The following is a 22,125-nucleotide window of genomic DNA, read 5'->3' on the forward strand; positions in this document are numbered from 1 at the left end:
GGCCACCGAGGAGATCGGAGCGCAGATCGCCGAGATCCAGTCGGCGACCGATCAGGCGGTGGTGGCGATCGGGGGGATCGGGCGGACGATCGAGGAGGTGAGCGGGATCGCGGTGGCGATCGCGGCGGCGGTGGAGCAGCAGACGGCGGCGACCGGGGAGATCGCGCGCACGGTGCAGGAGACGGCGCGTGCGACGGAGGCGGTGACGGCCAACATCGCCTCGGTCAGCCAGGGCTCGGCCGAAACCGGCGCGGCCGCAGGCGAGGTGCTCTCCGCCGCCTCGGAACTCGCCCAGCAGGCCGAGCAGCTCAACGGAACCGTCACCCACTTCGTCGCGGAGGTCCGGGCGGCGTGAACCCGAACCCGCCCTCCGCGTTGCCACGCCGCAGCACGGAGGGCGGGATCATGCCGCAAGCGAAGCGCGTCGCGCTGGTCACGGGCGGGGCGAAGGGGATCGGCCTCGGCATCGCCCGCCGCCTCGCCGCCGACGGATGGCACGTCGTCACGGCCGATCTGGAGGCGGAGGGCCCGGAAGAGGCCGCCCGCCATGTCCAGGCCGACATCGCCGACGAAGCGGCGGTTCGCCGCCTGGTCGATGGCATCGCCGGCACTGAAGCCCGGCTTGACGGCCTCGTTGCCAATGCCGGCATCATGATCCGCAAGCCGCTGCGCGAGCTGACGCTGGAGGAATGGTCCCGCGTCATCGCCACCAACCTCACCAGCACCTATCTCCTCGCCCGCGCCACCGAATCCCTCCTGCGTCAGGCGAAGGGCGCCATCGTCACCATCGCCTCCACCCGCGCGCATCAGTCGGAGCCGGATACGGAAAGCTATTCCGCCTCCAAGGGCGGGCTCGTCGCCCTCACCCATGCCCTCGCCATCAGCCTTGGCCCGGATGTGCGCGCGAATGTCGTCTCCCCCGGCTGGATCAACGTGAGCGGTGAAAAGCTGAGCGCGCGCGACCATGCCCAGCACCCCGCCGGCCGGGTCGGCCAGCCCGCCGATATCGCGGCGCTCGTCGCCTGGCTCCTCTCCCCCGAAAGCAGCTTCGTCACCGGCGCCGAGTTCGTCTCGGACGGCGGGATGACGCGGAAGATGATCTACGAGGACTGAGTGGCGAACCAGGCCGGCGGCCGCCGGTCGCGGAAGGCCGCGATCCCCTCATCCGCCTCTCCGCTCGCCGCGCAGCGCGCGAAAGCCGCAGCCCCCGCCTCGGCATAGCCCTCAGGCACGGCCGCGCCGAGCGCGGCCAGCATCGCCTTGGTCTCCGCCAGCGCCCCGGGCGCACCCTGCATCACATCCGCCACCGTCGCGGCCACCAGCGCATCGAGCGCGGCCGCGTTCGCCGCCACCTCATGCACCAGCCCGATCCGCCCGGCCTCGCCCGCATTCAGCACATGGCCCTGCAGCACCATGCGCGCCGCATGGCTGCGCCCGGTGCGCCGCACAATCCAGGGCAGGATCTGCGCGGCCACCAGCCCCCGCCGCGTCTCCGGCGCCGCGAAGCGCGCATCCGCGCTGGCAAAGGCGATATCCGCCGCGCAGACGAAGCCCAGCCCGCCGGCGAAGGCCGAACCCTGCACCGCCGCGATCACCACCTGCGGCAGCGCGGCCATCGCCGCGAACCGCGCCCCGATCCGCCGGTTCCGCTCCAGCTGGGCGGCCATGCGCTGCTCCGGCGTGCCGGTCTCCCCGCCCACCTCGCCCAGGTCCAATCCCGCGCAGAAATGCCCGCCCGCGCCCGAGAGCACGAGCACCCGTGCCTCCCGATCCGCGCGCAGCCCGGCCAGCAGCCCGTCCAGCGCCTCCGACAGGGCGCCGTTCAGCGCGTTCCGCCGGGCGGGCCGGTTCATCACCGCCCTCACCACGCCACCCTGCCGCGTGACCAGAAGCGGGGCCTCGTCGCTCATCCGGCGTTCCTCCATGCCTTGCCCCTGGTTTGCCCGCCCCCATACCCCTCTGCAAGCACCCCTGGACCCGTGCTACAGATGGGTTAGTTATGAACCATAACGTCCAAGGTCAAACCATGTCCCAGCGCATCCCGGTCGGCATCGTTGGCTGTGGCCCCGCCGGCCTGTTCCTCGCCCACCTCCTCCACCGCGCCGGGATCGAGAGCGTGATCCTGGAGAACCGCAGCCGGGAAGCGGTGGAGGGCACCATCCGCGCCGGGGTGCTGGAACACTGGGTGACCGAGCTGATGCGCGAGATGGGCCTGGGCGAACGCATGGCCCGCGAGGGGCATTTTCACACCGGCATCACCCTGCAATACGGCCCCAACCGCTTCCACCTCGACATGGAGGAGCTGACCGGCGGAAAGCGCGTGACGGTCTATCCGCAGCACGAGGTGCTGATCGACCTGATCGGCGCGCGGCTGGCGGATGGCGGCACCATCCATTTCGGCGTGAGCGAGACGGCCTTCCACGACGTGGACACCGACACGCCGCGCATCACCTTCCGCCATGCGGACGGCACCCCGGATGAGCTGCGCTGCGACTACGTGGTGGGGGCGGATGGCTTCCATGGCCCGGGCCGCCAGGCCATCCCCGCCGCCGACCGCCGCGAATACAGCAAGACCTACCCCTTCGGCTGGCTCGGCATCCTCGCCCGCGCGCCCACCTCCTGGCACGAGCTGATCTATGCGCGGCATGAGGACGGCTTCGCCCTCCTCTCCACCCGGTCCCCCGAGATCCAGCGCCTCTACATCCAGTGCGACCCGCGCGACGATATCGCGAACTGGCCGGACGAGCGCATCTGGGCCGCCCTGCACCGCCGGCTGGAAACAGCCGGCGACTGGCGTCTGGCGGAAGGCGCCATCTTCCAGAAGGGCATCATCCCCCTCCGCAGCTTCGTCTGCGAGACGATGCGCCACGGCCGACTCTTCCTCGCCGGCGACGCCGCCCATATCGTCCCGCCCACCGGCGCCAAGGGGCTGAACCTCGCCGTGGCCGATGTCCTCGTCCTCTCCCGCGCGCTGGAGGAGGCCATCCGCCGCAACCGCACGGACGGGCTGGACAGTTACGCCGCCACTGCCCTCCGCCGCATCTGGAAGGCCGAGCGCTTCAGCTGGATGATGACCACCATGCTCCACCGCGACGACACGGAAACCGCATTCGAGCACCGCATCCGCATGGCCGATCTCGACTTCCTCGCCGGCTCCCGCAACGCCCAGGCCGCCCTGGCCGAGAACTATGTGGGCCTGCCCTTCGAGGCCTGAACCCGGCGCCACGCGCCGGGCTGCCCTGTAGGCTCCTCCGCGAAGCACCACGCGCGAAGCGCGGGCAGGAGGAGGAAGCAGGAATGCTGACACGGCGCAGCGCGGGGCTCGCGGCGACCGCTTCTACCCTGCCTCGCCCACCTGCCTCGCCCAGGGGCCATCTCCCCCTGGCCGCCATCCTCGCCGCGCTGCCGCCGGACATTATCCTCGGCGTCGAGGCGCCAAGCGCGGAACACGCCCATCTCCCGCCCGTGGAACGCGCCCGGCTCTGCGGCGAATCCACCCGTGCCTTCCTCGCCACCCTCCCCGCCCCGGGAGGCTGATGCCGCCGGGGCGGGCCAGGGGTCAGATCACCACGCCGCCGCTCACATGCAGGGATTGCCCGGTGATGTAGGCGGCGCCCGGCGAGGCCAGGAAGGCGATCGCGGCCGCGACGTCCGAAGGCTTGCCGAGCCGTGCCAGCGGGATGCGGGAGATGATCGCCTCCCAGGCCGGGGCCTCCAGCGCCACATGCGTCCCCGCATCCTTCTGGGTGAAGCCCGGCACCACCGCATTCACCGTCACATCGGGCGCCCATTCGATCGAGAGCGAGCGCACCAGCGCCTCCACCCCCGCCTTGGCCGCCGCGCTCGCGGGGAACAGCGCCGTGTCCGTCCGGAACAAGTGCGCCACGAAGGAGGAGACGGCCACCATCCGCGCGAAGCCGCCCTCCCGCCCCGCCCGCTGGAGATGCGGCCCCGCCGCCCGCACCAGCCGCATGAAGCCCCACAGCACCGTATCCGCCGTCCGGGCGAAGCCCTCATCCGTCATGGCACCGACCAGCGTGCGGTCGGCGAAGCCGGCATTGGCCACCACCACCTCCAGCCCGCCGAAGGCCGCCACCGCCTCCTCCACCAGCCGCGCGGGCGCCTCCGGCGCGGTCAGGTCCGCCACCAGCACCTCCGCCCGCGCCCCGGCCGCCCGCAGCTCCGCCGCCACCGCCTCGGCGCCGGTGCGGTTGCCCCGGCAATGCACGGCGATGCAGGCCCCGGGCATGGCCAGGGCGCGCGCCGTCGCCGCCCCGATCCCGCTCGAGGCCCCGGTGATCAGAATCCGCCGCTCGGCCATCGTCTTCCCCTTCTGCGGCGCCCCGAATGGACGAGCGCGCCCCTCGACCGCAGGATGCCGCGCAATCGGCGACGAAGGGAGAGGCGCATGGCGGTCACGGTGATGCAGGCGGAGGGGCTCTATCCCGACGATACGGTGGAACGGGAGGTGCTCGGCCCGGATGTCCGCATCCTCCAGCCCCATTCCGGCAGCCTCGCCGAACTCCCCGATTCCCTTCTGACGGAGGTGGAGGGCCTCTTCATCTTCCGCCACTGGCTCTCCGCGGCCGACATCGCCCGCTTCCCCAAGCTGCGCTGCGTGGTGCGAATGGGGGTCGGCTACGACCGGCTGGACCGCGTCACCCTCGCCAGCCGCGGGGTCACCGTCTGCAACCTGCCGGATTACGGCACCACCGAGGTCGCGGACCACGCCATCGCCCTGGCCCTCGCCCTCCGCCGCGGGCTCCTCCTGCACCACGATGCCCAGCGCGCCGCTCCGCCCGCGCCCTGGGTTCCGATCGAATCCCCCCTGGTCCAGCGCCCCTCCAACCGGACCTTCGGCGTGCTCGGCCTGGGCCGCATCGGCACGGCGGTGGCGCTACGGGCCAAGGCCTTCGGCTGGCGGGTGGTCTTCCATGACCCCTACCTGCCCAACGGAACGGAACTCGCCCTCGGCATCCAGCGGGCCCGCCATATCGAGGAGCTGTTCGCCCAGGCGGATACCCTCTCCCTCCATACGCCCCTCACCAGCACCACCCGCGGCCTGGTCGACGAACGCCTGCTCCGGCTCATGCCGGCCGGCGCCGTGCTGGTGAACACCGCGCGCGGCCCCGTGCTCGACCTGGACGCGCTGGAGCGCTGCCTGCGGGACGGCACCGTCGCCGGCGCCGGCCTGGACGTGCTGCCGGAGGAGCCCCCGGGCCCCGCCATCCCCTCGCTCCTCTCCGCCTATCGGGCGCGGGAATCCTGGCTCGCGGGCCGGCTCATCGTCACGCCCCACAGCGCGTATCATTCCCCGGACGCTGTCGCGGATATTCGGCGCAAGAGTGCGGAAACGATGCGCGATGTGCTGCTGGAAGGAAGGACGACGAATGTCATCCCGCCGGATCACGGTTAATTTATCGTTTCTGCTGTGGTACATAATAAGAGCGGATCGAGTAACGCCAAGGACTATCGAAGTCTCTTTCCCGGCGCAGACGCCTTTCTGATTTCGCTTCCGGGCAGCAAAGATGGTGGCATCCTTCTTCGCAGTTGCGGTAAATGCCTGTTGTCGATCGTGAAGGAGAAGCGGGTGCCGCGAGGCGAGGAGATCACGACGCCGGACACCCGCGGTGGGGCCACGGCCCAGCCGCCGCATGTGGTGCTGGACGTCTCCCGCCTTCTGGCCTGCGGGACGAAGGCGGCCCCATCGGGCATCGACCGGGTCGAGATGGCCTATGCCCGCCGCTGGGCGACCATGCCCGAGGGAAGCTGCACCTTCGTCGCCCAGGCGCTCGCCGGGGACTACGTGGCCCTGCCCTGGCGCGCGGTGGTCGGGCTCATCGCCTTCCTCACCAAGGCCTGGGGACACAGCGACCCGAATGGCGGGGCCGCCCGCCGCGCCCGCCGTATCTCGGTCGCCCTGCGCTGGCGCGTCATGGCCGGGATCGGCCAGCGCGCCCTGGCCCGCCGGCTGAAGCAGCCGGGCCCGAAGGTCTTCCTCCTTGTCTCCCACCGCGCCCTGGAGCGCGAGCGGCCGATCCAGGTGATGCAGGAGGCCGGCTGCGCCTTCGTCCCGCTGATCCATGACCTGATCCCGGCGACGCATCCCGAATATGCCCGCCCCGGCCAGGCGGACCGGCATCTCAAGCGCATCAGCACCACGGCGGCGCTGGCCGATGCCATCATCGTCAACTCCGCCCATACGGCGGCGGCGCTGCGCCCCCATCTCGGCGCGCGGGAAATCCCGCCGCCGGTCACGGTCGCCCCGCTCGGCATCGAATCCCCGCCGATGGTGAACCCCGCCCTGCCGGCCGAGCCCTATTTCGTCGTCCTCGGCACCATCGAGCCGCGGAAGAACCACCTCCTCCTGCTCCATCTCTGGCGCGATCTCGCCGCCCGGATGGGCCGCCGCACCCCGCATCTCCTCGTCGTCGGCCGCCGCGGCTGGGAGAACGAGAACGTGGTGGACATCCTGGAGCGCTGCGACGCCCTGCGCGGCACGGTGCGCGAGATGGGCCAGGTGCCGGACCGGGAGGTGTGGGAAATCCTGCGTGGCGCCCGCGCCCTGCTCTTCCCCTCCTTCGCCGAGGGCTATGGCCTGCCCCTGGCCGAGGCCCTGGCGCTGGGCGTGCCGGCCATCTGCTCCGACCTGCCCGCCCTTCGGGAGGTCGGCGGCAACGTCCCCGACTATCTCGACCCGCTCGATGGCATCGCCTGGCGCGCCGCCATCCTCGATTACGCGGACCCCTCCAGCACGGCGCGCGCCGAGCAGCTCTCCCGCCTCGCCGGCTGGCGCCCGCCCCGCTGGGAAAGCCACTTCGCCCGCGTGGATGAGGTGCTGGCCGGTCTCGCCCGCCGCCGGAGCCGCGCCTCGCTGAATGCCGCCCTGCCAGGCTGGCTTCGTTCCCGGTCCTTCGGGCCGGGCGGCGCCCACCCCTGATCTTCCACGACGTGGAATCACCCGTGAAACGCTCCGCCCCCGCCCGCCGCCCGGGCGCCCGCAAGGACGCCCGCCCCCCGCAGGCGGCCGAGCCGATCGCCGTGGTCGGCGCGGCCTGCCGCTTCCCCGGCGCGCCCGACCTGGACGCCTTCTGGTCCCTGCTGGCCGAGGGGCGGGACGCCGTCTCGACCCTCCCGGCGGACCGCTTCAACCAGGACTGGTTCCTGCACCCCCGCCGGGGCGAGCCCGGCCGTTCCTACACCTTCGCCGCCGGCCATCTGGGCGACGTGACGGGCTTCGACGCCCCGCATTTCGGCCTCTCCCCGCGCGAGGTGGCCGAGGCGGACCCGCAGCAGCGCCTGCTCCTCGAAGTGGCCTGGGAAGCGCTGGAGGATGCCGGCTGGCCCGCAGCCTCCGTCGCCGGACGCGAGATCGGCGTCTTCGTCGGCGGCTCCTCCACCGACTATGCGGAGCTGCGCCTCTCGGATCCCGCAGGCGCCGACCGCTACTTCATGACCGGCAACACCCTTTCCATCCTGGGGAACCGGATCACCAACGTCTTCGACCTGCGCGGCGGCGCGCAGACCGTGGACACCGCCTGCTCCTCCTCCCTCGTCGCCCTGTCGCTCGCGGTGGATGCCCTCCGGGCGGGCCGGGTGGAGGCGGCGATGGTGGGCGGCGTGCAGCTGCTCCTCTCGCCCTATGCCTTCGCGGGCTTCTCCCGCGCCTCCATGCTTTCCCCCACCGGGCGCTGCCATGTCTTCTCCGCGAAGGCGGACGGCTATGTGCGCGGCGAGGGCGCGGGCATGGTCGTGCTCAAGCCGCTCTCGGCGGCGCTGGCGGCCGGGGATTCCATCCGCGGCGTGATCCTCTCGGCCGGGGTGAACGCCGTCGGCCGCTCCATCGGCCTCTCCCTGCCCGACCCCCAGGCCCAGGCGGCGCTGATCCGCCGCGTGCTGGCCGAGTCCGGCCTGCCGGCCAGCCGCATCTCCTATTTCGAGGCCCATGGCACCGGCACCCAGGCGGGCGACCCGGTGGAGGCGCAGGCCATCGGCCATTCGCTCGCCCTGGCGGAGGGGACCGGCCGCACCGGGCCGCTTCCCGTGGGGTCGGTGAAGTCGAACATCGGCCATCTCGAGACCGCCTCCGGCATGGCCGGACTCATCAAGGCGCTGCTCATGCTGGAGAAGCGGGTGATCCCGCCGAACCTGCATTTCGACGACCCGAACCCCCGGATCGACTTCGAGGCGCTGAACATCCGCGTCCCGACCACGATCGAGCCCCTGCCGGGGCGCGCGCCCGTGATCGGCGTGAATTCCTTTGGCTTCGGCGGCACCAATGCCTCCGTGCTGCTCGCCGCGGCGCCGGCCACCCGCCGCGCGCCGGCGGAGGAGCCCCCGGCGGCCCTGCCGCCGCTGGTGCTCTCCACCCGCTCCGCCGAGGCCCTGCCGCGGGCGGCCGAGGCCTGGTCCGCCACGCTGCGCGCGGCGCCCGAGCGCGCGCCCGCCCTCCTGCGCGGCCTCGCCCGCCACCGGGAGCTCGGTCCCCACCGCCTCGTCATGCGCGGCGAGACCGCCGAGCACCTGGCGGAGGCGCTCGATTCCTTCGCCGCCGGCGAACCGGCGGGTGTGCAGGGCAACGCCACCCCGGCCGCCGGGCGCGAGGCCACGGGCCCCGCCTTCGCCTTCTCCGGCAACGGCTCCCAGTTCCCCGGCATGGCCCGCGAGGCCATGGCGCATTCCCGCAGCTTCCGCGCGGCGGTGGAGGCGGCGGATGCCGAGCTCACCCCGCGCCTGGGCTGGTCCATCGCGGCCGCGCTCGCCGACGGGCTGACCGCCGAGGCCCTGAGCGCCACCGAAGTCGCGCAGCCGGCCCTCTTCGCCGTGCAGCATGGCCTCGTCGCCGCCCTCGCGGGCGAGGGCATCGCCCCCGCCCTTGTCCTCGGCCACTCGGTCGGCGAGGTGGCGGCCGCCCTGGCCGCCGGCATCCTGGACCTGCCCGGGGCCGCCCAGCTCATCATCGCCCGCTCCACCGCCCAGGCCCGCACCCGGGGCAAGGGGCGCATGGCCGCCCTCAACGCCACCGAGGCCGAGGCCGCGCCGCTGCTGGCCGAATGCGGCCCGGGGCTCGAGATCGCGGCCCGCAACGCGCCGCGCGCGCTGACCATCGCCGGCCCTGCGGAATCCATCGCCCGCCTGGCCGTCGCGGCGAAGCGCGAGCGGCTGACGATCATCCCGCTCGACCTCGACTACGCCTTCCACTCCGCCGCCATGGACGAGGTGGAGCATACCCTGCGGGATTCCCTGCGCGGCCTCCGCCCCGCCGCCCCGCGCATCCCCTTCCTCTCCACCGTGAGCGGGACCGCCCTCGATGGCCCGGCGGATGCGGATTACTGGTGGCGCAACCTGCGCGCGCCCGTCCGCTTCGCCGATGCCGCCGCCGAGGCCGGGCGCCGCGGCGCGCGCCCGGTCATCGAGATCGGCCCGAACCCGATCCTGCAATCCTATCTGCGCGAGGCGCTGCGCGCGGCGAAGGCCGAGGCCCCGATCCTCGCCAGCCTTTCCAAGCGCGACCAGCCCGGCGACCCCATCCCGCTGATCGCCGACCGCGCCACGGCCATGGGCGCGGATCCCCGCCGCGCGCCCGCCTTCGCCGGCCCCGCCGCCCGCCGCGGCCTGCCGCCCACCCCCTTCGTCCGCAGCCGGCACTGGTTCCCGGCCACGCCCGAGGCGATGCATCTGCACGACCCGGCGTTGGATCACCCGCTGCTCGGCTTCCGGCGCGCGGCCGATCCCTCCGACGAGGGCTTCGCCGAATGGACGCGCAACCTCGATGCGGCGCTGATGCCCTGGCTGGCCGACCACCGGCTGGGCGACGAGGCCGTGCTGCCCGCCGCCGGCATGGTGGAGATGGCCCTCGCCGCCGCCGCCCGCCGCTTTCCCGAGGCCGAGGCGCTGGAGCTCTCGACCTTCCAGATCCTCCGCCCGCTCCCCATCCCCTCGGCCGAGCGCGACAGCGGCAGCCAGCAGGTCCGCTTCCGCCTGGCCGATGACGGCACCTTCCGGCTCGAATCCCGCCGCCGCATGGGTGGCGAGGGCTGGTCGCTCCATGCCCGCGGCCTGATCCGCCCCGCCACGCTCGAAGCCCTGCCCGCCCTTCCGCCCCAGCCGGAGGACGCCCGCCGCGTCGCCGAACCCGCCCTGCACGCGGTGGCCGCTCGTTGCGGCCTGGATTACGGCCCCGCCTTCCGCCCCGTCCGCCATGTCGACATCGCCTCCTCCGGCCGCGAGGCCGAGGTCTCGCTCGCGCTCCCGCCCGAGGCGCCGGAGGATGCGGGCTTCCTGCTGCATCCCGTGCGGCTGGACGGCGCCATGCAGGGCCTGATCGGCCTGCTCGCGGACCGTTCCTCGGTGGCCGGCCAGCGCCCCGGCAACGCCTTGGGCGACACGCCGGGCGAGGCGCTGGTCCCCGTCCGCTTCGAGCGCCTGGTCCTGCGCCGCGACGCCAGCCCGGCCGAGCGCGCCACCCTTGCCCTCACCCATGCCGGCGAGCGCGCGGCCGAGGCACGCATGATCCTGGCCGATGCGAACGGCCGCACCGTGGCGGTGGCCGAGGGCGTGTGGTTCCAGCGTGCCCGCCTCGGCCGCTCCGAGGCCATTGAGGCCGTGGCCTTCCGGCTGGAGGACCAGCCGGCGATCGACCCGGCCCTCCCCGGCCCGGAGCAGACCCGCACGCTGGACCTCGCCCTGCTCGCGGCCGGCGCGCGGGACGAATCGCTCGACCTCTCCGAGCCCACTCTCCTGCTGGAGGGCTATGTCGCCGCCGCGGCGCTCCGCGCCTTCGCGGCCCGGGCGGCCGCCCATCCGGACCAGCCGCTGCTGCCCACCACCCCCTATGCCGCCAGCATGCTGCGCGCGCTGGAGGAGGATGGGCTGGCGGTGAAGGAAAGCCAGGGCTGGCGCCTTCTGCCGGAGGGAGACCTGCCGGCGCCGGAGGATATCTGGCGCTCCGTGCTCATCGAGCGCCCGGCCCTCGCCCAGGACCTTGCCCTGCTGGCGCTCGCGGCCGAGCGCCTGCCGGAAGCGCTGGCCGGCCACCTCCCGCCCGAGACGGCGCGCCTGCGCGTCTCCGAGGAGTCCGCGGCCTATGACCGCCTGGCCCAGGTGCTGGCCGACACCACCACCGCCATCGCCGCCGCCTGGCCCGCGGACCGCCCCCTGCGCGTCCTCGACCTCGGCGGCTCCGCCGTCACGCGCCACCTCTCCTCCGGCCTCGCCCGCTCCGGCCGGCGCGTGCTGCACATGCTGGCCGGCATGGCCCGCCCGGCCCCCTCCGCCCAGATCGGGGTGGAGGTGGTCACGCTCGACTGGGACCCCGCCGGCGGCGCCGCGCCGCCGGTGACGGCCGATCTCGTGGTGGGGGTGAACGCCTCCATCCGCGCCCGCGCCGGCACCGCCCTGCTGCCCAATCTCGCGGCCGTCCTGGCCGAAGGCGGCATGCTCCTCCTGGCGGAGGCGCTGCCGGGCCGGCTGGTCGATTTCATGCGCGGCCAGGACCCCGAGAGCTGGGCCAACCCGGCCCCACCGAGCGCCACGGCCTGGCGCGAGGCCCTGCAGGAGGGCGGCTGGTCCGGCGGCCGCACCGAGGCGCTGCGCGCCTCGCCCTGGCCGGCCCTGTTGATCGCCGCCCAGCGGGGCGCCCCCGCGCCGGTGGTGCCCGAGGCCGAGCCCGGGAAGCGGATGGTCGTGCTGGCCGATGGCGGCGCGGCCCCCCTGGGCGAGGCCCTGATCGCCGCGCTCGGCCGCGCCGGCGCCAGCGTCGAGCTGCACCGGCTGGAGGATGCCTCCGCCCTGCCGGCGCGCGGTCTGCGCGGCGCGGCGGTGGTGGCCGTGGCCAATCCTCCGGGCGCCGCGCTGGCGACCACCCTGGCCGGCATCGCCCAGCTCGCCACGGCGGCCTCCGGCGCCTGCTCGGGCTTCACCCTCATCGCCCAGGGCGGGCCGGAAACCCCGGCCGCCGAGGCCATCCGGGCCCTCGGCCGCGTCCTGGCGAACGAGATGCCGGATCTCTCGCCCCGGCGCATCCTGATCGATGCCGCGCTGGCTCCGGCCGCCGCCGCCCGCCGCCTGCTGCCGGAACTGCTGGCCCCCGGCGCGGAGCCGGACCTCGTCCTCGGCCTCTCGGCCCGCCGGGTGCCCCGCGTGGCGCAGGGCCATCCGCCGCGCCCGGCCGCCGCCGCCCGCCTGGCGGTGCGCCAGCCCGGCGCGCTCGCCAGCCTCGGCTGGGAACCGATGGACGCGCTGCCCCAGCCCGGCCCGGGCGAGGTGCGCATCCGGGTGGAGGCCGCCGGCCTGAACTTCCGAGACCTGATGTGGGCTCAGGGCCTGCTGCCGGAGGAGACGCTGAAGGACGGCTTCGCCGGCGCCGGCCTCGGCATGGAATGCGCGGGCATTGTCGAGGCCGCCGGCCCCGGCGTGGCCTTCCATCCCGGCACGCGGGTCTTCGGCTTCGCGCCGAAGGCGCTGGCCAGCCGCGCCCTGACCCGCGCCCAGGCCCTGGCCCCCATCCCGGAGGGCCTCACCTTCACCGCCGCCGCCACCATTCCGGTGGCCTTCCTCACCGCCGTCTACGCGCTGGAAACCTGCGCCCGCATCGCCCCGGGCGAGCGCGTGCTGGTGCATGGCGGCGCGGGCGCGGTGGGGCTCGCGGCGCTCCAGGTGGCCCATGCGGCAGGGGCGGAGGTGGCGATGACGGCCGGCACCGCCGCCAAGCGCGCCTTCCTGCGCGCGGCCGGCGCCGACCTCGTGCTGGACAGCCGCGCCGCCGGCTTCGACGACGCGCTTCGGCAGCACTGGCCGGAGGGCGTGGACGTCGTGCTTAACTCCCTGGCCGGGGAGGCGATGGAGCGCTCCATCGGCCTGCTCAAGCCCTATGGCCGCTTCGTGGAGCTGGGCAAGCGCGACTATGCGGAGGACCGCCGCATCGCCGTCCGCCCCTTCCGCCGCAACATCACCTATTTCGGCGTGGACGTGGATCAGCTTCCCAAGGCCCGCCCGGCCGAGGCCGCGCGACTGCTGGAATCCATCCGCGGCCGCCTTGCCTCCGGCGACCTGCGCCCCCTGCCCTATGCCCGCCGCGCCGCGGAGGATGCCGAAGGCGCCTTCCGCCTGCTCCAGGCCAGCGGCCATATCGGCAAGATCGTGGTGCTGCCGCCGCGCGGCGATGCCACGCCGCAGCCCGCCTGGTCGCCGCGCGGCCCGGCCACGGGCACCATCCTCGTCACGGGCGGCGCGGCCGGCTTCGGCCTGGAATGCGCCAAGTGGCTCGCCGCCAGCGGCGCCACCCGCCTCGCCCTGCTCTCCCGCCGCGGCCCCGCCACGCCGGGTGTGGGGGAGGCGATCACCGCCCTCGCCGCCCTCGGCGCCCGGGCCAGCGTGCATGCGGTGGATGCCGCCAATGCCGCCGCCCTGGGCGAGGTGCTGGCCGCCCTGCGCGAGGAAGGCCCGATCACCGGCGTGGTGCATGCGGCGGCGGTGTTCGACGACGGCGCCGTCACCGGCATGGACGCGGCCCGCTTCGCCCGGCTCCTCGCGCCGAAGCTGGAAGCGGCGGAGAACCTGGACCGGCTCACCGCCGGCGATCCGCTCGATCTCTTCCTGCTCTTCTCCTCGGCCACCACCTCGCTCGGGAATCCCGGCCAGGCGAACTACGTCGCCGCCAATGCGGCGCTGGAGGCCCTGGCCCGGCGCCGCCGCGCGCGGGGCCGACCGGCCCTGGCCATCGGCTGGGGCCCGATCGCCGATGCCGGCATCCTGGCGCGGGAGGCGGAGACCGCCCGCACCCTCGCCCGCCGCCTCGGCGTGGAGCCGATGACGGCGCGGGAATCCCTGGAGGCGCTGCCGGAGCTGATCGCCTCCGGCCTGCCCGTCATCTCCCTCGCCCGCGTGGCCTGGAAGCGGGCCGGCGCCGCGCTACCCGTGCTGCGGGAGCCCGCCTTCGCCACCCTGCGCGGCCGGGCCGAGGAGACGGCCGCCGACATCGCCGACATGCGCGCCCATCTCGTCGCCCTGCCGCCGGCAGAGGCCCAGGCCCTGCTGGCCCGGATCGGGGCGGAGGAGCTGGGCCGCATCCTGCGCCTCCCGCCCGAGAGCATCGCCCCCGATGCGCCGGTCGCGCGCCTCGGCCTGGACAGCCTGGGCGGGCTGGAGCTACGCGGCGCCCTGGAGGCGCGGCTGGGCATGACCGTTCCGCTCTCGGCCGTGACCGAGGACCTCACCGTCGCGGGCCTCGCCGCCCGCATGGTGGAAGGCCTGTCCGGCGGGGCGCGCGAAGCCCAGCTCGACACGCTGATCGACAGCTTCGAACCGGGCTTGCCGGCCCTTCCCACGCCGGAGCCCACCCCGGCCGATGCCGCCACCCTGCCGGAAACGGCTGGGGCGCCGCCGGCCGGCCCCATGGAGACGCCAGCTTGAACCAGGGCCTCGGTCTTACCGCGACCGCCCGCCTCGCCCTTCTCCAACGCCTCTCCAAGCGCCGTGCGCGGCAGGAGGAGAGCGGGGGCGCCGAGGGCAGCCGTTCCTTCTCCGACCTTCCGGCGGTGCGCGACTTCGAGCTGATGAAGACGGCGATGGAGGCGCTCGACCTCCCGAACCCGTTCTTCCGCCCGCACCAGGGCGTGGCCGCGGCCACGACGGTGATCGGGAACGAGGAGTTCCTGAACTTCTCCTCCTACAACTACCTCGGCCTGAACGGCGACCCGCGCGTGAAGGCGGCCGCGCATGCCGCCATCGACCGTCACGGTATCTCCGCCTCCGCCTCCCGCGTCGTCTCGGGCGAACGGCCGCTGCACGCCGAGCTGGAAGGCGTGATCGCCGCGCATTACGGCACCGAATCCGCGCTCTGCTTCGTCTCCGGCCACGCCACCAACGTGACCGTCATCGGCCATCTGATGGGCCCGCGCGACGTGATCGTGCACGACGCGATGATCCACAATTCCTGCGTGGAGGGTGCGCGCCTCTCCGGCGCCCGCCGCCTTCCCTTCGCGCATAACGACCCGCAGGCCGCCGAGCGCGAGCTGGCCGCCGCCCGCCGCGGCGCCGGCCGCGCGCTCCTCGTCATCGAGGGCCACTACTCCATGGATGGCGACGTCCCCGACCTCGCCCGCTTCGTCGAGATCGCCCGCCGCCACGACGCCTGGCTGATGGTGGACGAGGCCCATTCCATGGGCGTGCTCGGCGGCACCGGCCATGGCATCGCCGAGCTCCAGGGCGTGGACCCCACGGGCGTGGACATCTGGATGGGCACGCTCTCGAAGACGCTGTCCTCCTGCGGCGGCTATATCGCGGCGAAGCGCCAGCTGATCGACTGGCTGCGCCACACCGCGCCGGGCTTCGTCTATTCCGTGGGCCTCGCCCCGGTGCTCGCCGCCTCCGCCCTCGAATCCCTCCGCATCCTCCATGAGGAGCCCTGGCGCGTGGCGAAGCTCAACGCCAACGCCACCCGCTTCCGCGACGGGCTGCGGGCGCGCGGGCTGGATGCCGGCGCCTCCGCCGGCCATGCCATCGTGCCGTTGATGACCGGCTCCTCCGTGCGCGCGGGGCGGCTTTCGGCCGAGCTGTTCAACCGCGGCGTGAACGTGCAGCCGATCACCTTTCCCGCCGTGCCCGAGCGCGCGGCGCGGCTGCGCTTCTTCCTCTCCGCCGACCATGACGAGGCGCAGATCGACCGCGCCCTCGACATCATCGCCGAGACGGCGGCCGGCACGGCTTCGGCGGAGCTGGCGAACTGATGACGGAAAGGGCGCGGCCTCCCCCGCGCCTCGCCCTTCTCACCCTGCCCAGCGCGGCGAGCGCGGAGGCGGTGGCGGAGTTCGCGGCGCTCCACCGGGACAGCCTCGTCCTGGTCGGCCTCTCCAACCCCTATCGCCGGAACACGGGCGGGGCGCTGGGACAGGCCTGGCGGCACCTGCGCCGCTCCGGCCCGCGCATGCTCGGCTATCTCGCGGTCAACATGTCCCTGCCGCGAATCGCCTCGGCCCTCTCACGGCGCCCCGGACCGCTCCAGGCGCTCTGCCGCGACGGTCACATTCGCGCGATGCCGGTGGAGGATGTGAACGGCCCCGCCTTCAAAGCGGCCCTGCGCGAAAGCGGCGCGGAGCTGGTCGTCACCTTCCATTTCGACCAGATCCTGACCGCCGCCACCCTCGCCATACCGCCCCTCGGCGGCATCAACATCCACCCCTCCCTGCTGCCCCGGCATCGCGGCCCCATCCCGGGATTCTGGGCCGGGCTGGAGGCCGAACCCGCCTATGGCGCGACGGTCCATCGCCTCGTCCCGCGCATCGATGCCGGCGCCATCCTCGTCCAGCGGGCCGTGGACCTGCCGCGCGGCACCTCGGCCTCGGCCGCGGCCAGGCTGCTGCACCGGGCGGCCGTCCCCCTCGCCACCGAGGCGCTGCGGCGCATCGCAACGGGCGAGGCGGAGGAACGGCAGGCCGAACCCCTGCCCTACTGCCCCTTCCCCGGCCGCGCCACCCTGCGGGAGGGACGCCGGCGCGGCATCCGCCTGGTGGGGCCTGGAGACATCCGCGCCGCCCTGCGTGCCCGTCTCTAGCCCCGCGGACCGGGTTCCGCCGCCCTCCGGCGGGATTGTCCTCCCCCCGCGCGGCGCATATGGAACAGGGGTGTCACAGGAACCCGAAAACGCCCCGCGCCAGAGGCGATTCCTGTTCCTCCAGGGCCCGATCACCCCCTTCTTCGACGAGCTGGGCGCCCGCCTGCGGGAGCTCGGCCACGACGTGCACCGCATCAATCTCTGCCTGGGCGACAAGCTCTTCTGGCGCGGCCCGGGCGCGGTGGACTTCAAGGCGCGCAAGGAGAAATGGCCCGGCTTCATCGCCGCCTTCCTTGATACCCACCGCATCACGGACATCGTCCTGCTAGGCGAGCAGCGCTTCTACCACCGGGAGGCGATCGCCGCCGCCAAGGCGCGCGGCATCTCCGTGGTCGCGACCGATTTCGGCTATCTCCGCCCAGACTGGATCGTCTTCGAATTCGACGGGCTGGGCCATGACAGCCAGTTCCCGCGCGACCCCGCCGCCATCATGGCGCTGGCCGAGACCCTTCCCCCGCCCGACCTCTCCACTCGCTACCGGGACAGCTTCCTCAACCAGGCGGTACTGGACATCACCTATCACGTGGCCTCGCTGATCCCGGGCTTCTTCCGGCACTACGAGAGCCACCAGATCTACCACCCGTTCCAGGTCTATGCCGGCACCCTCTTCCGCATCATCACCCGCCGGCGTGCCAACCGGCGCGCGGATGCGATCATCGCGCGGCTGAAGCGGTCCGGCGGCCCCCTCTTCCTCATGGCCATGCAGATGGAGACGGACTTCTCCGTCCGCGCCTACTCCCATTATCCCGACCTCGACACGGCCATCGACGAGGTGACCCGTTCCTTCGCCCGCCACGCGCCGCCCGATGCGCAACTGCTGTTCAAGGTCCATCCGCTCGATCCCGCGGTGAAGAATTGGTACCGCCGCGTCACCGCCATCGCGCAACGCGCGGGCGTGCCGGACCGCGTGCACTATCTCGGCGGCGGCAATCTCGGCGACATCACCGAGAGCGTGCAGGGCGTCATCACCATCAACAGCACCGTCGGCCTGCGCGCCATCGTGGACCGCCTGCCGACCCACGCGATGGGCGAGGCCCTCTACAAGATCCCCGGCCTGACCCATGACGGCCCGCTCGACCGGTTCTGGACCGAGGGCCGCCCGCCCGAACCGGAACTGCGCGAGGCCTTCCTGCGCGGCATTGCCCACTGCCTGCAGATCCGCGGCGTCTACTACGCGCGGCCCGGCCTGGATGCGGCGGTGGACGCCGCGGCACACCGCCTGCACCACGGACTCATCAACCAACCCGTGATCGAACCGCCGCCGCCACTGCTCTGAAGGCGCTGGTTTAAGGGGAGGGCTCCGCCCTCCACCCGCCAAGGGCCTGAGGCCCTTGGAACCCCATTGGAGGGCCGTGGATACCGTTGATCAGCGGGATCTCTGGTTGCTGCGCGCTCTTCCTGCCTTTGCAGTCGCCTCGGGTCCATGACCCCAGGCGCACCATCAGCAGAGTGATTCCAAACTTGAAGAAAAAGATGATGGCGAGGGGTCCGGGGAGAGGAAGAATTCCTTCTTCCTCTCCCCGGGACAGACCGTCACCCCAGAACACGCCCCCTCAATGCTCCGCATCGATCCGGAAGCGCAGAAGCCGCACCGCCCGGTCGGCCAGCGGCGCCGGGAGGAAGGAAAGGGCCCGCAGTCCGGCCACCAGCGGCAGGGGGAAGGAGCAGCTGGCCCGCCCCGCGCGCAGGGCGCGTTCGATCCGCGCCGCTGCCTGGTCCGTCGTCAGCGAAAAGGGCCGCGACCCTCGCCACGCCTGGCCCATCGCGCTTTCGAAGAAGCCCGGGGCGATCAGCGTCACGCCGACGCCGGTGCCCAGCAGATCCGCCCGGATGGCCTGGCCCCAGGCCCAGAGGCCGGATTTGGAGGCGCAGTAGCCCGGGCTGTCCGGCAGGCCACGGAAGGCTGCGACGGAGGCCACCAGCCCAATCCGCCCGGCCCGGCGCGCACGGAGGGCGGGCAGGAGTGGCCCGACGAGGTTCACGGCGCCCAGGAGGTTCACCGAGACCTGGGCCGTGACCTCCCCCACCCCTTCGCGCTGCCCGTCCGAACGGCGCCCGGCGGCGATGCCGGCATTGGCGATGACGAGGGCGGTCGGCAGCTCGGCATCCCAGGCCAGGACGGTGCGCTCCACCGCCGCCGCATCGCGGATGTCGAGCGCCGCGAGACGCACCCGCGCCCCACGCGCCTCGCAGGCCGCCGCGGTCTCCCGCAGCCCGTCCTCGCTGCGCGCGGTCAGGCCCAGCGTCACGCCCGGCGCGGCGAAGCGGCGGGCCAGCGCCGCCCCGAGCCCGCGCGAGGCGCCGGAGATGATGACCCCGCCCTTCACCGCCGCCGCCCGATGCGCGCCAGCGTGCCGCGGATGAAGCCCTCGATGCCGCGATGGATGGTGAGCGGCGAGATGCGCCAGGCCGTCGGGTCGTCCAGCCGGTCCATCATCACCTCCACTGGGCAGGGCAGCAGCGTCACCGGGTCGATATAGCGCGGGTAGAGGATGAGGGCGGCGGCCACGAGTTCGTCCAGCGTGCGGGGCACGCCACGCCGCCCGGCCGGCAGCGGGGCGCGGTCGTCGGTCAGGCCCCAGCCGGCATAGAAGGGCTGGCCCCAGCAGGTGACAGCCTTCCCCCGCAGCAGCGCCTCGAAGCCCGAGAGGGAGGTGAGGGTGTGCAGCGCGTCGATATGCGGCAGCAGGCCGGGCAGCGGCACGCCGCCCACCACCGCATCCGCCAACCCCGCGAGATCCGCAGCCCGCAACCGGCCGCGGCGATACCCGGCTTCCAGGTCCGGATGCGGCTTGTAGAGGATGAAAGCCTCCGGCTCCGCGGCGCGCGCCGCCTTCAGCAGGTCGAGATTGGACCGGATGCTGCCGCCGCCCAGCCGCACCGAGGCATCGTCCTCCACCTGCCCCGGCACGAGCACGACGCGCCGCCCGGAGGGAATGTCGGGCAGGCTTCCTTCGGTGGTCAGGTTGTATTTGGAGATGCCGCGCCGGACGATCGTCTCCCGCAGGGCGGCCGCGCGGGCGAGCAGCGCCGGCCCGAAAGGCCCGTCCTTCAGCAGCATCTCGAGGTCGGAGGGCTGGCGTGGGTCGTAATAGGCCCCCCGGGAATCCAGGCTGTAGGACGCGCCGGGCAGGAAGCGCGCGCCGAGGCCGCGGGAGCGGATGAAGCCGTCCTCCAGCAGCCGAAGCGGCACGCCCTGCTGGCGGAACCGCTGCGCCAGCGCATCCGGGCAGGCGGCCGCCCAGGCGAGCACCGCCCCGCCCCCGGCCTTCGCCCGCTCCATGGCGCCTTCCGGCGTGCCCGCGAAGGCCGGCCCGCCCCCCTCATGCGCGAGCAGCGCGGCCACCTGCCGCCGCTTCCAGCGCGCGATGCCGATGCAGGCGGAAATGCCACGGTTAGACCGTTCCGCCGCGACCCAGTCGGCCAGCAGGGCGAAACCCTCGGCCCGGCTCCATGGCCGCCGGCGGAAGGGGTCAGCCGCGCGGATGCGGGCCAGGAGAGGCACGAGATGCGCGCCGGGCCGGTCATGCGCCACCCCCGCCGCCTCGGCCAGCGCGGCCATGAGGGGCCCGGCCCCATGCAGGGAGGCCGCGCCCTCCAGCAAGGTCCAGGGCGAGAGCGGCTGCGGGAGGAGCCGCGTGTCGCCTGGAGGAGCCAGGACCATGCGCGCCGCGGGGTCGGCAAAGGGATCGCGTGCGAGGAGCACCGGGCGGCCGGAGGCCTGGGCCGCGAGGAGAGCCGCCGCCGCCTCCTCCTCCTGCCGCGCCGGATCACAGGGGTCGAGCACCACGGCCCGGCCCGCCTCCAGCCCCAGCGCCTGCGCGCCCGGATCCGGCAGGCCAGGGGGGCCGCCGAGGCGGGCACGCCCGATCACCTCGGTCAGCGCCGCCGCCTCGCCCGGCGCCAGTACTCCCTCCTCATCGGTCACGATCAGCGGAGGAGCATCGCGCCCGGCGAAGCGGGGTGGCGCGAAGGGGGCCAGGGTGAAGGGCGGGAACGCCACCCGGCCCTCCCCCCCTTCCACAACTTCCAGCTGTGCGGAATCACGCTCCGGCCAGAAAGCCGGCAGGTGAGGCCAGCGGGCGAGGAGGGCGGCGGGAGCGAGGTGGAGGGGCAGGCCGGCGGGGGAGCCCTTGACCGTCATGGAGGTTTTGCTTGCTGCGTCGCGGTAGGATAAACTGCCCGCATGAAGCAAGCCATGCCCCCCGGCCCAACCGGGGCCCGGCCACTGCGGGCGTTCGCCCTCGGCGCCGGGCTTCGCCGCGCCGCGTTCCTGGCCGCCCTGCTCGCCCTCCCGGCGCTGTCCGGTTGTGCCAGCGGCACCGCCGAGCAGAGCTGGTGGAACCCAATGGGCCTCGGCCCCGCCCCGACCTCGCCGCCTCCGGCGACGAATGTCGTGGTGCCGGCCCGCCCGGCCGATCCCCTCGCCGCCTTCGCCGCCCGCGCCCAGGCCGGGCAGACGGAGACTGTTTCCGTGCCCGGCAGCGGCCGCGTGGTCGCCGCCCGCATGGTGCGGAGCTACAACGCCGCCTCCGGCCGCGAGTGCCGGGAGCTTCAGTTCGGCCCCTCGGGCGTCGCCGGCGGCGCACCGGGCGCCACCTACTGCAACGACCCCACCCAGGGCTGGGTTGCGGCCCGGGCCCTGTTGCGCGGCGGGGCGGTCTACCGGCCGTGAGTGCGGCCGGCCTGGTGCCAACCCCGCCCGAACGGCGGGAACGGCGCCACTGGATCATCGAGGGGATCGCCACCCAGGGCCGGGTCATCGGCGCGCTGATCATGCGCGAGATGCAGACGCGTTTCGGCCGGCACAATCTCGGCTTCCTCTGGCTCTTCTTCGAGCCGCTCTTCCTCGGCTGCATGGTCGGGCTGATGCACTACGCCCATGGGGAACGGCTGCCGGGCGGGGTGAACCCCTTCCTGTTCAGCATCGCGGGCTACGTGCCCTTCTTCATGTTCCGCACCATGGTGAACCGGGCCGGCGGCGCGCTGCACGCCAATCTCACCTTGCTCTTCCACCGCCAGGTCACGCCGGTGGACGTGATGATCTCCCGAAACCTGCTGGAAGCCGCTTCGGTGATCGGGGTGATCGTCATCATCCTGACGGTCGCGATCTGGCTGGCCGGGGTGTGGCCGGACAATGTCGGCCTCGTCTTCTTCTCGCTGCTGCTCATGGCGCTGCTCTGCCATGGCCTGTCGATGAACGTGGCCGCGCTTGTCTCGCGCTGGGAAGGGGCGGACCGCCTGATCCACCCCCTCACCTACCTGATGCTGCCGCTGTCCGGCGCCTTCTTCGCGCTCCACTGGCTGCCGCGCTGGGCGCGCGAGGCGCTGCTCTGGAACCCGCTCGTCAGCGTCCATGAGGCCATCCGCCACGGCATCTTCGGCAATGCCTTTCCCACCTATTACGACCTCACCTATGTCGGCGAATGCATCCTGATTTTTAACCTGTTCGGGTTGCTCGCGCTCCGGACCGCGCGGCGCAAGCTTGAAATCTTCTGAGCCAGGCATGAGCC

The 22,125-nt window shown here is 73.5% G+C and carries 15 protein-coding genes and 1 pseudogene; 12 read left to right on the forward strand and 4 right to left on the reverse strand.

Translation table 11 applies throughout. The features are described from left to right. Together BUB97_RS26145 and BUB97_RS07970 are read left to right on the forward strand one after the other, a co-directional pair. Positions 1–355: pseudogene (locus tag BUB97_RS26145) on the forward strand (methyl-accepting chemotaxis protein); the annotation flags it as partial. A gap of 50 nt (positions 356–405) precedes the next feature. Further along, positions 406–1,113, forward strand: a complete 708-nt coding sequence (locus BUB97_RS07970) for an SDR family oxidoreductase (RefSeq protein WP_073133727.1) — start codon at positions 406–408, stop codon at positions 1,111–1,113. Here BUB97_RS07970 and BUB97_RS07975 read toward each other — a convergent pair. Continuing rightward, on the reverse strand, positions 1,101–1,910 hold the full coding sequence (locus BUB97_RS07975) for an enoyl-CoA hydratase/isomerase family protein (protein WP_073133439.1): 810 nt from the start codon (positions 1,908–1,910) through the stop codon (positions 1,101–1,103). The two genes, BUB97_RS07970 and BUB97_RS07975, sit on opposite strands and share 13 nt — an antisense overlap. Before the next feature lie 116 nt (positions 1,911–2,026). Between BUB97_RS07975 and BUB97_RS07980 the strand changes: the two genes are divergently transcribed. Then, on the forward strand, positions 2,027–3,214 hold the full coding sequence (locus BUB97_RS07980; RefSeq protein ID WP_073133441.1) for a 4-hydroxybenzoate 3-monooxygenase: 1,188 nt from the start codon (positions 2,027–2,029) through the stop codon (positions 3,212–3,214). Positions 3,215–3,297: 83 nt separating this feature from the next. Beyond that, positions 3,298–3,537: a hypothetical protein gene (locus BUB97_RS07985; protein ID WP_073133443.1), complete on the forward strand. Its 240-nt coding sequence runs from the start codon at positions 3,298–3,300 to the stop codon at positions 3,535–3,537. A 22-nt stretch (positions 3,538–3,559) separates the two neighbouring features. Here BUB97_RS07985 and BUB97_RS07990 read toward each other — a convergent pair whose 3' ends face one another. Next, positions 3,560–4,321, reverse strand: coding sequence for an SDR family NAD(P)-dependent oxidoreductase (locus BUB97_RS07990; protein WP_073133445.1), 762 nt, complete (start codon positions 4,319–4,321; stop codon positions 3,560–3,562). 87 nt (positions 4,322–4,408) lie between these two features. Between BUB97_RS07990 and BUB97_RS07995 the strand changes: the two genes are divergently transcribed. The 6 genes from BUB97_RS07995 to BUB97_RS08020 all read left to right on the forward strand — a co-directional run bounded on the left by BUB97_RS07995 (position 4,409) and on the right by BUB97_RS08020 (position 17,888). Then, positions 4,409–5,416 carry a C-terminal binding protein gene (locus tag BUB97_RS07995; RefSeq protein WP_073133447.1) on the forward strand — a complete coding sequence of 336 codons (1,008 nt, stop codon included), beginning with the start codon at positions 4,409–4,411 and terminating at the stop codon, positions 5,414–5,416. A gap of 159 nt (positions 5,417–5,575) precedes the next feature. Beyond that, entirely contained in the window at positions 5,576–6,940 is a 1,365-nt protein-coding gene (locus tag BUB97_RS08000; protein WP_245818244.1) for a glycosyltransferase family 4 protein, read from the forward strand. A 23-nt stretch (positions 6,941–6,963) separates the two neighbouring features. Then, the gene (locus BUB97_RS27215; RefSeq protein ID WP_139281311.1) at positions 6,964–14,412 is read left to right on the forward strand and encodes a type I polyketide synthase; all 7,449 of its coding nucleotides are present in this window, start codon (positions 6,964–6,966) and stop codon (positions 14,410–14,412) included. After that, entirely contained in the window at positions 14,409–15,728 is a 1,320-nt protein-coding gene (locus tag BUB97_RS08010; protein ID WP_073133451.1) for an aminotransferase class I/II-fold pyridoxal phosphate-dependent enzyme, read from the forward strand. The genes BUB97_RS27215 and BUB97_RS08010 overlap by 4 nt, the downstream gene beginning before the upstream one ends. Further along, entirely contained in the window at positions 15,728–16,552 is an 825-nt protein-coding gene (locus tag BUB97_RS26810) for a formyltransferase family protein (RefSeq protein ID WP_073133453.1), read from the forward strand. Before BUB97_RS08010 ends, BUB97_RS26810 begins: the two co-directional genes overlap by 1 nt. A gap of 70 nt (positions 16,553–16,622) precedes the next feature. Then, a complete protein-coding gene (locus BUB97_RS08020) occupies positions 16,623–17,888 on the forward strand; it encodes a capsule biosynthesis protein (protein ID WP_073133455.1) in 1,266 nt (421 codons plus the stop codon). A 277-nt stretch (positions 17,889–18,165) separates the two neighbouring features. Here BUB97_RS08020 and BUB97_RS08025 read toward each other — a convergent pair whose 3' ends face one another. Continuing rightward, positions 18,166–18,939, reverse strand: a complete 774-nt coding sequence (locus tag BUB97_RS08025) for an SDR family NAD(P)-dependent oxidoreductase (RefSeq protein ID WP_073133457.1) — start codon at positions 18,937–18,939, stop codon at positions 18,166–18,168. Continuing rightward, positions 18,936–20,756 carry a capsular polysaccharide export protein, LipB/KpsS family gene (locus BUB97_RS08030; protein ID WP_073133459.1) on the reverse strand — a complete coding sequence of 607 codons (1,821 nt, stop codon included), beginning with the start codon at positions 20,754–20,756 and terminating at the stop codon, positions 18,936–18,938. Before BUB97_RS08030 ends, BUB97_RS08025 begins: the two co-directional genes overlap by 4 nt. Before the next feature lie 42 nt (positions 20,757–20,798). Between BUB97_RS08030 and BUB97_RS08035 the strand changes: the two genes are divergently transcribed. Next, on the forward strand, positions 20,799–21,287 hold the full coding sequence (locus BUB97_RS08035) for a DVU3141 family protein (protein ID WP_073133462.1): 489 nt from the start codon (positions 20,799–20,801) through the stop codon (positions 21,285–21,287). Continuing rightward, complete coding sequence (locus BUB97_RS08040) at positions 21,284–22,111, forward strand: ABC transporter permease (RefSeq protein WP_086062006.1); 828 nt, start codon at positions 21,284–21,286, stop codon at positions 22,109–22,111. The genes BUB97_RS08035 and BUB97_RS08040 overlap by 4 nt, the downstream gene beginning before the upstream one ends. Positions 22,112–22,125: the final 14 nt, after the last annotated feature.

Origin of the sequence: Muricoccus roseus, from assembly GCF_900141905.1 — a bacterium.
Classification (GTDB): domain Bacteria; phylum Pseudomonadota; class Alphaproteobacteria; order Acetobacterales; family Acetobacteraceae; genus Roseomonas; species Roseomonas rosea.